General features: G+C 42.3%; 9 protein-coding genes and 1 riboswitch. Of the genes, 4 read left to right on the top strand and 5 right to left on the bottom strand.

Translation table 11 applies throughout. The features are described 5' to 3' along the window. Window positions 1–248: 248 nt before the first annotated feature. Window positions 249–419, bottom strand: a riboswitch (M-box (ykoK) riboswitch). 86 nt (window positions 420–505) lie between these two features. Then, a complete protein-coding gene (locus tag ACBP55_RS27745) occupies window positions 506–1,906 on the bottom strand; it encodes a phosphodiester glycosidase family protein (protein ID WP_464646211.1) in 1,401 nt (466 codons plus the stop codon). Between the two features lie 339 nt (window positions 1,907–2,245). Between ACBP55_RS27745 and ACBP55_RS27740 the strand changes: the two genes are divergently transcribed. After that, entirely contained in the window at window positions 2,246–2,914 is a 669-nt protein-coding gene (locus ACBP55_RS27740) for a phosphatase PAP2 family protein (protein WP_464646210.1), read from the top strand. Between the two features lie 185 nt (window positions 2,915–3,099). Here ACBP55_RS27740 and ACBP55_RS27735 read toward each other — a convergent pair whose 3' ends face one another. Continuing rightward, window positions 3,100–3,453 (bottom strand): hypothetical protein, encoded by a 354-nt coding sequence (locus ACBP55_RS27735; RefSeq protein ID WP_464646208.1) that lies wholly within the window; start codon window positions 3,451–3,453, stop codon window positions 3,100–3,102. Between the two features lie 43 nt (window positions 3,454–3,496). On the opposite strand from ACBP55_RS27735, the gene ACBP55_RS27730 reads away from it, so the two are divergent. From ACBP55_RS27730 to ftsW, 3 genes are all read left to right on the top strand, one after another. Further along, complete coding sequence (locus tag ACBP55_RS27730; RefSeq protein ID WP_464646206.1) at window positions 3,497–3,787, top strand: hypothetical protein; 291 nt, start codon at window positions 3,497–3,499, stop codon at window positions 3,785–3,787. A 3-nt stretch (window positions 3,788–3,790) separates the two neighbouring features. After that, window positions 3,791–4,111, top strand: coding sequence for a DUF2653 family protein (locus ACBP55_RS27725; protein ID WP_173185627.1), 321 nt, complete (start codon window positions 3,791–3,793; stop codon window positions 4,109–4,111). Window positions 4,112–4,744: 633 nt separating this feature from the next. Then, complete coding sequence (gene ftsW, locus ACBP55_RS27720; protein WP_464646201.1) at window positions 4,745–5,854, top strand: putative lipid II flippase FtsW; 1,110 nt, start codon at window positions 4,745–4,747, stop codon at window positions 5,852–5,854. Window positions 5,855–6,160: 306 nt separating this feature from the next. Here the strand turns inward: ftsW and ACBP55_RS27715 are convergent, their stop codons facing one another. The 3 genes from ACBP55_RS27715 to ACBP55_RS27705 are packed head-to-tail and all read right to left on the bottom strand — an operon-like array spanning window position 6,161 to window position 11,359. Continuing rightward, entirely contained in the window at window positions 6,161–6,382 is a 222-nt protein-coding gene (locus ACBP55_RS27715) for a hypothetical protein (RefSeq protein ID WP_464646200.1), read from the bottom strand. Between the two features lie 28 nt (window positions 6,383–6,410). Then, on the bottom strand, window positions 6,411–6,674 hold the full coding sequence (locus ACBP55_RS27710) for a DUF5132 domain-containing protein (RefSeq protein WP_464646198.1): 264 nt from the start codon (window positions 6,672–6,674) through the stop codon (window positions 6,411–6,413). A gap of 56 nt (window positions 6,675–6,730) precedes the next feature. Then, window positions 6,731–11,359 carry a cation-translocating P-type ATPase gene (locus ACBP55_RS27705; RefSeq protein WP_464646196.1) on the bottom strand — a complete coding sequence of 1,543 codons (4,629 nt, stop codon included), beginning with the start codon at window positions 11,357–11,359 and terminating at the stop codon, window positions 6,731–6,733. Window positions 11,360–11,586: the final 227 nt, after the last annotated feature.

The following is an 11,586-nucleotide window of genomic DNA, read 5'->3' as shown; positions in this document are numbered from 1 at the left end:
TTACAATCGGTTTATCAGCTCAGCTACACAAGTCCTTTGAATATAAGGACATGAATTTGATTTCTGATTCACAGAGGGCATACTGGTAGAGGGATGATATACACTGTTCCTTGGTAGTAAAGCACACTTCAAACTTTTCAATTGTCGCATTCGACTACTACTGTCCATTTCCAGTTTCCCCCCTTTGTACATAAATATGAAAGCCCCCTGGGATTGGTCCCAGGGGGCATAAGTTCACAATGAAATAAACCGGTTCCCCCTAGTCCAGTTTTAGCACTATACAACGTAAAGAGCGATTGCTCTTAGCCACCTTATGAAAAGCCTTAATCCGGCAGTTCCTGTTCTACCCATTGGCATCTTTCGATGTTTCCGGGCAGTGGCCTATGTTTGTATAGGAGCCTCACCTAACGAGGACATATTCAATTCCTTTGAAATCGTACTCCTTAGAGTATTCGTTTGTCAATAAAAAAGTTAACGGAAGTTGGATGAAGTTTGTATTAATATTCTAAGACCTCGTGTTGGCAGAGCTTGTCTTCCCGTCGTTGACACTGCTGCTATCTGAAGTAGGCTTCGCGGTCGTACTTTCTTTTGTAGACGAAGGGCTTGGTGACGAGCTTGCCTTTGGTACTGGGCTTTTTCTAACAAGTTCGGAATCCCCCACGCTTGGTGGCGTAGTTTTTGGTTTCGTCGCTGAGTTCTGCTCAAGTTCATTGCCCGCTTGTGGCTTGTGGGTTGCTGTTGGCTTTGGAGGAGCGGAATTATGCGCTGCCCTCGTGCGAAGATTAGCCTGCTCCTGTTGGAATCCTGGATTGTCGTAGGCACCTCCAGCATCGATCTTCGTTAGACCATCCCACATGTTATCTGGTTTATAGTGGCTTGGATCTGCAAATACTAGGAAGCCGTCAGGCAAGCGGCGCTCACCGTAACGGCTCGCAGGCTTTGTCTGCAGTTTGCCGTCAACGACTAATTCGGATGAGGCCCCCCCATCAAGAAAACCCGCATTCATGCAGCCCTCCGATAGAAAGATGTCTTGCACTTCCTTCAGTGTAGCCCCCATGCTGTACCCCGGCTGGCGTCCGTCAATGACCAGAAAGATGATCGTTCCGTTCCCTGTCTGGCAAAGAGCCGTCCTTGGATCGCGGCCAGCCCCGCCGTCGCCGCTGGTGATGAGTCCCTTGCCGTCTTCAATAATACGTGGTTTCCAAAAGGCAGCATCGGTGACACCATCCTTAATCAGTTCATTAATGGAATATAAGCCAATTTTTAAAATTCCGTTCTTTGTAAATCCAACAACGTGCTGTTTGACACTGCCGTCATATTCCGTAAGAATGACTTTGCCACCTGACATTAGAAACCCAATCGGTGCAAAGCCATTACCTAAGCCTTGGGGATCATCGAACGCTCCGCCATTAACACCTGCAAGCGCACCTGTCCGTTTGACCATGTCCGTAATTTTTTCGCCCTCTTGTTTATGGCTAGTTGTTACAAGGCGGATTGCTCTTGGATCGTAGACATACATTTTTTTGCCGCGCCAAGTAGGGATCTTGTGAATTTCATCCTGGATGTCAACGACCTTTATTAATTCACCAGATGATCGTTTGCGGGTGTCTGGCTTGATTAAACCATCATGCTGCTTATCGACTCCCCAAACATCGATTTGCTTCTGCATCTTATTGACCATATCATCGCGCTTCGCAGCGCCAACCAAAAGCCATGCCCATTCACGGTGCTGGGTATTGATGACCATCTCGGCAAGATTTGTCCGAAGATCAGATCCCCACGGTGTCATGAATAGAAGACTCGAGCATAGAAAAATAAGAGCGGCTATAGCCAATAGCGTCTTTTTCAGCCAGCTCCAGCGGACCCTATTCTCATTATTCGGCAAAACGACTTTCCTTATTTCCATGATTCTTCATGTCTCCCTAAAATTAGTTAAAGCGTAAATACGGCCTATTTATTTTACAACATAAAGATTTTGACGCAAAGAAAATGAATAAAGTTTATTAATTGCATATACTTGGGTGTTTGAGAGCTTATTCCGATAGTCCAGCTTCCTTAAAACGCTAAAAGGAGCTGCTGCAGCAGCTCCTTCGTCGTTAACACACCATTCGAAACGCTACTGACCAGGAGTAGGGGAGGATTCTAGTTGATATTCCCCTTGATTTAAGGTGAAATTAAGGAAGAGTAAGTATACTAACATTAATAGAGTAAGTTAATTACATTTTTAAGGGAGTAAAAATCATACGTGAATAAATTCTGGAATTATGCAAGGTATTATAGCATTCCTTTTTTATGTATACTTACCATTCCAATTCTAAGTATTTTTTATAGCCTGACGGATAACAGTGAACATACCGTGCACTCCCTTATTACTAATTTAGATTACAATACCCCTTATCTTAAAATATTCATTTTACCCTATATTGCTTGGTATCCTTATCTTTTTTTATCTTTCATTTTTCTTTGTATATCAGATCGAATAGCCTATTATGTAACAATAACATCGTACAATGTTTGTCTGATTGTAAGCAATATTATATTTTTTTATTATCAAACTACTGTACCACGACCAATGAATATCGGACATGATTGGTTAAACAACATAGTATCTTGGGTATATCAACATGATCTGCCTTTTGATTGTTTTCCAAGTATTCACGTTATTGGATGTTATTTGGTTATGAAAGGTGTATTTCATAGCCAGATAAAACAAAGGAAAGCACGTTTATTATTATATTTGGTCGGAGCTACTATTATTGTTTCTACACTATTTGTTAAACAGCACGTATTATTCGATGTTATCGGCGGTTTATTGATCGTGGAAGTTGTATATTTAATAATATCGACGATTTATAGACAATTAGGAATATGCAAATTTAAAAGGCTTCTGGATCAAAGTAAAGTAAACTTTTGATTCAGAACTGGAAACCTATTATCCAAGAAAAAGAATTTTTTCCTTTCGTTTTTTTAACATCAATTTTATACGGGTTTAAGGTGCAATTAAGTTTCGATTCATATAATAATAACAAAAGAGAGAGTCGGTAACTAAGCCTGCCGCATACCCCTGAAACCTATTGATTTACAAACTCGTATATATTGTTATACGATTGAACAAGACTTAAAAGTAAAGGTGGATTGTAAAATGAAAACCAAATTTATTGCCATAATGACGGCTGTTTTATTATTAGCGAGTACAGCTAATATATCCATAGCGGATGCGAAAGGCAGCTCGCCTAGCACATCTTCTAGATCCGGCTCTTTCTCAACAGGCTCTAAATCAAATTCAAATTTCAGCGGAGGCTCGAGTAGTAGGACGTCTCCAAGTACATCGAATAGTGGAAGTTCGTCTAACTCGACGAATTCTTCCGGTTTTAGCGGAGGATCCTCTAGCAAATCGACGGTTCCTAGCATGTCCAACTCAGGAAGCAGTTCAAGCAATTCTTCCAATAGCACTGGCTATCAGCGGCCTTCTTCCAATGTTACAAGTGGAAGCAACGTGAATCCGAATACGGGTCGTACGTATTACAATAACAACACGTATTCTTCTACTGTTCCGGCTGGTTCACGCGTTGGCAGCTCGATTTGGCCGATGGCAGGAGCTTTCGCTGCTGGAACATTGTTAGGATCGATGATGCATCCTTGGGGAGGTTATTATCCAACTGCGGGTGGAGGTTATGTAAATCAGTCGTTCTCGTTTTTCTCCATGCTGATGGATATCATTATTGTCATCGCTGTTATTGCTATAATCATGGCAGTTGTCCGATCTTTTAGAAGAAGGAGCTATTAATCAATGAACATTTTTCTTGATGAACAAGACGTTTTAGATGCGGTTCATGTGTATATTGCTTCCCAAGACAATAATGGCCGAGTAGAAGGAAGTGCTCCGCATAATGTCCATGATGTGCAGATTTCTTTTGAGGAGCGTTACGGATTCTCGGCAAAAGGTCAAATTTATGGTCGGCAGCATCGTTTAAATCAGCAAGAAGTAATTGATGCTGTCTCTGTATACTTGTCTTCGTATTATTCGTTCCGTGCAGACAGGCTGCTCGTCAAACTCAACTGGGATGAACCGTCCCGTAGTTTCAACGCTGATGTTATTGTAGAACGTTAACACATTAAAAAATCGCCATCCTTTAGACTCCGTAAAGAGTCGCAAAGGGTGGCGATTTTACTATGGATTCTCCTGTTTTAATGTGAAATTAATGAAAGCTATGTATACTCACATTTAGGAGAAGAACTAATATTTGCTAAAAATCGACATCAGTTCTGAATACTCTTGTTCGTTTAAATTCTGGTTTAGAATTTTTTGGATCTCGATAAGCTTTTCCTTCGTGAGGCCATTTTCGACGAGAGATGAGATTTTTTGAATCTCACCTTGCGGTATTTTAGTCGTGATGAGTGAGTAGATCTTAAGTTTATCATGAATCGAACCCAATTCGGGTTTATATACATTATCTGAAACTCCTGAAACATGAAAGGAATTGGTTGGTAAAGATATGTGATATTCTTTGTTTAGTTCCTCGATGTACATAGTTCCAATCGTTTTGGTCGTATATGAAGAAGCCAATATTGCTATGCAACTTAGATATGCACATTTAATCAACCAACGTTTCCATTTCTTCATGATGCTCGACCTCACTCTGTTAGGTGTTTCTATAATCATTTATTAACAAAAAAACGAAATTATAAAAGTACGATCATTTAAAAGTTTATATTAGCGGAGGCGAGTTGGCTGAAGAAATCATTGAAGGGACGACCTGATTTTCTGCTTTTGTTATTAACTAGCATGCTTGTGGGCTTTGGCATCTTAATGGTGTTTAGCTCTAGTGAAGCATCAGCCTCATGGAAGTTCCATTCTTTTATTTATTTTACGGAGAGACAAGCTATATGGGGTATCATTGGTACAATTGCAATGCTGATCGTGATGAATGTACCTTATCAATTGTTCCAAAAATGGTCTCGTCCCATTTTTGTTTTAATTCTTATTTTATTAGGGCTTGTTATTGTGTTCGGTACAAAAATTAACGGGCATCGTAGCTGGTTTGGTGTCGGTTCTTTTGGTATTCAGCCTACAGAGTTTGCAAAACTAGGATTAATCATCTATCTTGCATCTCTAATCAATAAAAAGGGGGAGAATATCCGTCAATTCAAAAAAGGGCTGCTCCCTCTATTTATCATCGTTGGTCTTGTTCTGGGACTAATCATGCTGCAACCGGATATTGGTTCCGACCTCGTGATCCTGATCGCAACAACTATTGTGATTGTGGTCGGTGGGGCAAACCTAATGTACCTTTTTGGAATTGGTCTTTCCCTGCTTCCAATTGCAGTTGGAATTGTCTTTGCTAAGAGCTACAGGCTTCAAAGATTTACGGCTTATCTTCATCCGTGGGATGATTCGCAGGACTCCTCCTACCAATTAGTTCATTCTTTAATAGCACTAGGACATGGGGGATGGACGGGAGCGGGGTTCGGCAAGGGGGTAGAAAAGCTACTTTACTTACCTGAAGCTCATACGGATTTTATCTTTGCAACAATAGGAGAAGAGTTCGGCTTTATTGGAAGTTTTATTTTTTTATTCATTTATATCTTTTTTATTTGGAGAGGTATTGTTGTAGCCTTGAGATGCCCAGATTTGTTCGGAACTTTAATTGGGATAGGAATCGTATCTCTAATCGGTGTTCAAGCACTTATTAATCTAGGCGGAGTTACAGGGAGTATTCCCATTACTGGTGTTCCTCTTCCACTTATTAGTTATGGGGGATCTTCATTACTAATTAGCATGGCGAGCATCGGAATCTTACTAAATATTTCAAGAGAGGGAAGAGCCTCGCATGATCTAAGAACTGGTACTTAGAGCGAAAAAAATTGATCTTATTATCGCACGAATAGATCATTTAATCTGAAGAGCAATCAGTCATATCTTTATAACAAAGGGATTGGGTTGGTAATTAGTTACCAGCATATTTAGGAGCAACCGCGAGAAAAATATTTGAGAGAAAATGCTTAAAGGAAAGGAGGTTATTCCTATCAAGAATCCATTATACATGTGGCTAGGCAGAAAACTTGGAGTCATCTCTGTTAAGAATAGACGCAATTAGCGATGGAGCCATGCAAAGGAACGCCTCTTGTATCTTTGTGCTTAAGAGACGTTCTTTTGTTGTTAACGAATGCGAGGAAAGGTAATCCAGCTAAGTAGATTGATTCGTGACTTCTTGCCCTTTTCTCGAACCTGGCCTATAAATTCACCAAGAAAGTTCTCCCATTTCAAGCCTACTTCTTTTTTTGCGCCATCGTTCTCAAGTACAGTTCTTACACTTTGGTTTAATGCAGCTTCCAGATGAGATAAAGCTTCTCGCAAATGAAAATCTATGCTTTGTTCCATGTTGCCAGTATTCACCTCATTTATCATGTCATTTCTCTTCGTCGTTAAGCGATGCGATTTCTTTATCAAGCTGCTTTTTCATTCTTTCAAATTGAGCTTCGGCTACAATATCTTCCACTTCTTCCCGGGCCATTTGAAACAGGGACCTGGCTCGTTGGATCAAACTATTACTACCCTGCACGCCTGCTACAGCGATCGGCTGCATGGTGGATTTGGCAATCGGGAGTAAGGCAGAAGCAGCGACAGCAAGAGCGGAACCGATAATAATTTTGTCTATATTCTTTTGAATCATGCTTATACACCCTCGAAGTTTATTTGGGCATTCTCGAATTGCAAGTGCTTCGGTTATTAAACCGCCGCACTTGCGTATTCACCCATGGTTGGTAAAGATTTGTTGTCTTGTATGTTCTTAATGAGGGAAAGCAGCGGTTTTGATAAAATCGATACAGATCCGGCTACCCCGATAATTGGAAGCCAGTGTTTGAACGAGAGGGGGGCGGTATGGAAAAATCCAGCTAAAGGCGGTATATACAAGGCAGCAAGTAAAGTCAGCCAAGAGATACCAAGAGCACCAAGTAAGAATCGATCCTTCGTCCAATCGCGAACCGTCTCCTCTGAACCTTCTTGACGCCATGAAAAGGTTTGGATCAATTGTCCCGCAACTAGCGTCGCGAATGCCATGCTTTGAGCAACCGGTATAGGTGCCCCGGCAGCAATACTTGCGGCAAATAAGCCGATTGATCCTAATCCCAGAAGGATTCCTCTGGCGATCACTTTTTGATACAGTTCCTTATCAACAATATCATTTCGCTTCGTTTGGTTAGTCTTGTTTCCGGGATTGACAGCCAAGATCATCGCGGGCAAAGCATCCGTCAGCAAATTCATCAGCAATATTTGAATGGGGACTAAAGGAATCGGCAGTCCGACCATGACAGCGGCACTAGTTACGATAATCTCAGCTAAATTACCGGTCAATAAGCATCCGAGTGCTTTACGGATATTGCCTATGATCGTACGGCCTTCTTTAACGCCATCAACAATCGTTCCAAAATGATCTTCAGTTAAGACCATATCTGCCGTTTCTTTGGTCACTTCCGTTCCGGATCGTCCCATTGCAATCCCAACGTTGGCTTGTTTGATGGCAGGGGTATCGTTAACACCGTCGCCAGTCATGGCAACAATATGCCCATGTTTTTGAAAGGCAGTTACGATTCGAAGTTTATGCTCCGGTGTAACCCTCGCAAAAATCGTTATTTGGTCAATAATCCGATCCAATTCATCATCCGACAAACGTTCAAGCTCATAACCTGTAATCACGTTCTGAGAACCATTATAGATGCCAAGCTGCTTTGCGATCGCAATCGCTGTAATGGGGTGATCTCCAGTGATCATAACAGGCTTCACACCTAGCTCTAAAGCTTCTTGGATATTGTGTGCCACGTCGGTTTTTGGAGGGTCCATCATCCCAGCCATACCTACATAAATCAGTTCCTTCTCGTCCATGCCCTCTTCATTCGTATGTTCATCCATAGGACGGTAAGCGAAGGCAAGAACGCGTAAGGCATCCGATGAGAGTTTGTCATTTTGCTGTAAAATGAGTTGTTTTTGCTCTTCCGATAAGGGGTGAATTTCACCATTTTTTTGATATCGGTTGCAGTGGCGAACGATGGTCTCTACGGCTCCTTTTGAAAAGAGGAAACATTCCTGCTCAGTCATCGTGTCTTTACATACAACGCTCATTTTGGCCGTGCCCGAGTCGAACGGTATTTCAAGTCCACGATGCCAATGAGACAAATTCTTTTCCCATAATCCGGTTTTGGCGGCTAGCGTTAGAAGTGCGCCTTCAGTTGGATCCCCTTTGGTTATCCATCTTCCTTCCTCCTGAATGAGTTTGCTGTTATTGCACAGCACACAGATTTGGAGAAGTCGCTTCAAATCAGGATTATGGTGATAATCTTGCGTTTCCGATTGGAGAGCTGCTGCAGATGCGGCTGCCACTTCGGGCATAACCTCTTCAAACTGACCTGTCGGATCATATCCGTCGCCTGTAATTGTCCATGCCCGATCAACCGTCGAAAGGGCTTTAACTGTCATTTCATTTTTAGTTAATGTGCCTGTCTTATCCGTGCAAATGATCGTTGTTCGACCTAATGTTTCCAGGGAAGAAAGCTTTCTAATCAACGCGTTTTTCTTAGCCATACGGAAAATTCCCGCACTTAAAGCGATGGTAATCGTAACGGGCAGTCCTTCCGGAATAGCGGAAGCAGCCAACGTGATGGAAGTCGTAATCATTTGCGTAATGGGTATGCCGCGCAGCAGTCCGGTTATGAAGACAAGTCCCCCAGCTACAAGAGCGCCTTTGACAAATTTCTTGCTTATAGACGTTACCTTTTCCTGCAAGGGAGTGACTTCTTTTTCATGATTCTTCATAAGGGACATTAAATGGCCCATCTCGGTTTGCATGCCAGTATGTACAACAACACCGATCCCTTTACCCCCGCATACATCCGTCCCCATGAAAAGCATATTTCTCCGGTCAGACAGAGGACAATCTACGGTTACTGTAGACTCGTTTTTTTCAATGGGTAGCGATTCCCCCGTTAGGGCGGCCTCGTTGACACGCAAGCTGCTTGAGCTAATCAAACGAATATCGGTTGGGACACGATCTCCCGCTTCAAAGCAAACAATATCGCCGGGTACCAATTCAGCTGCTGACATTTCTGCCTGCTGGCCCTCTCTTAAAGTTCGGCAGACCGGTGGTTGAAATTGGTTCAGCGTCTCGACTACCTTTTCTGCTTTTCGCTCCTGAATCGTCCCAATGGCAGCATTAGCGAGTAGAATAGCCCCCATAGCAATGCCATCGAACACACCGCCCGTAAATAGGGCAAGAACAGAGGTGCCGAGCAGGATAAGGGTTGTAAATTCCTTGAATTGCCCCAAATAGGAGACGAGCCAAGGGGTTGGTTGTTTGCTCTCAAGTTGGTTCGATCCATAGCGGTTTCGGAGAGAAATGACCTGTTCCGTTGTCAGCCCCTGCTTGGGATCGACATGGAAATTTTCGGTGATTTGTTCACTGGAAAGGGCATGCCAAATAGGAGGAGCCTCCAATGCAGCAGCTATTTCAGGGTGATATGTGTTTGATGATGCAACTGGGAATGATTCGCTTATTTTTTTCGATCTGGACATAAATACAAGAGATAAAGCATCCGAAGCTAAATTGACAATAGGGGCGCTTATCATTCCGAACGTTGCTAAAGCGCTTCCTAGTATATTCCATTTTTTTGAAACAGAAACATGCTGGTTTACGGTTTGATCAATGATCTCGGCGTAAGTAGCACTTTCCTGAATGCGTTTTAACTCATCGATGGAAATTGAGGCTAAGCCTGCTTCTTTGAAAAAGGCATTAATCGCGTTTTCCTCTGTACTTGAGACAAATAGGACTTCCTCACCTTGCTGCTGCAAGACGGCGATTCTTTCAATCACTTCACCAGGCTCTAGTGCCAACCAGTTTACATCCATATGGTGTCTAGAGAGCATTTCATCGCTGATCTGCAAACGGTTATGAAGTAACTGGATCCGCCAACCGTTTTCTATAAAAGAAGCCGCTGTAATCCCTAGATCATTGATGGCGGTTTCTTGATGTCTGACGAGTAGACCCAAACATTCACTGCTTTTGATTCCTTGTTTTCCTACAAACAGGACACTGCTGCCCTTTTTCATCAATCTTTTTGCCTTAAGCACAAATGCTGAGCAATCAATGCCGTGTTCCTGAAAATACTTGAAACTTCCGAGCAAAATAAGGGAATCGTTGATTTTTCCTTTCATTCCTTGTTCATTTTCTTCTACATGAAATGCGGTGCGAATCGTACGACACGATTGCTTTGCCTTGTTCCATATCTCATCTTTCCAAGGATGGCTGCTTTTTGCCATCAATGACGCTGCATAACAAACTATTTTATCTGAATCTGCATCTGAATCATTCATGGTCAGACACTCGATTTCTTCAATTTCCGGAGGGTTAAATAGAAGCGATGAGTCTTCAATTAACATGGTTTTCGTTCGTGCAAGCTGAGACAGTGAACCTTTTGCAGGAACGACATAATGTCTTTCATCTGAAACAAGTTCAGCTTGATTCCAGGCACATGTAGCGGGTAAAGTCATGGACCGCGGATTTGCTGCTAGAAGAACAGCGATTGCACGCAGCGGATTTCGTGTAATCGCCCATGTGACTCCAGAGGCGATCATGCCCAATTTGCTGGCCTTTTCACTGTAAAGTTGAATATCAGGCGATAAATAATGATCTTGTTTCGTTTGTAAGACAGACTGGCTTTTCTTCCAGTTAACGAATTGTAATAGGCTTAAACCGGCTAACACGACTAAATTTTCGCGGATAAGTGCGAGAGCTAGTGCACTTGTTCCTAAAATAATATCAGAATTTATTTGTTTCTTCTGTGAGAAGTTCTGAACTCCCCGTTTTAAGAACGGATAACCCGTTACGACAGAAACGAGAGCTGACAAGTAGAAAGGTGCCGGACTTCTTGCCAATGCCGAGCGTCCCATAAACAACTGCTTCGCTCCTAGAATAGCTAGCCCGCCTATAGACAAAGCCAGAGGAAGAGGGATTTTTCCTGAGTATTGTTTCGCAGTTGGGTTGTGCATGTGTGGGAGAACTCTGATGTCTTCAGGTCGTTCAAGGTCAACATCTTGCGCTGCAGCAACCTCCTGCTTTACTTCTTCATTCATAGAAGCGACTTGCTCAAGAGCGTAGACTGGGGTATTAAGAAGGCTAACCTGCTCTTCCATATTTCGGATAATCCCGAAAATATGTTGCTTTGAAATCTGCTTATCGTCGTAACGAAGAAGTAATCTGCCTGTAAGTATGCAAGGCTCTGCTTTATGAATTCCTTTAATTGTTGAGAAGCTTTTGATAAGTAGATCGGCAGTTAGCTTGCTTCCCTTCAAGCCGCAGATTTCCATGCGTATTCTCCCGGCAAAACGTGGAGAAATCTATTCTTGTTGCTTTGCAATGAATACATCCCTTTACTCTCCTTACCCCATGTTGATATGACTTGGAAATTGATTTGGTTATTATTCACAGTCCATAATTCAAATATTCATTTGTTTATTTCAGGAAACTTAGAAATTCACTTCGTATAAAAATTCTCATTTTATGGAATTATTTAAATAAATTTCGAGGAGGTTCG

This window comes from Paenibacillus sp. WG02 (assembly GCF_055396115.1).
This window is presented reverse-complemented; position numbering and strand designations above follow the sequence as displayed.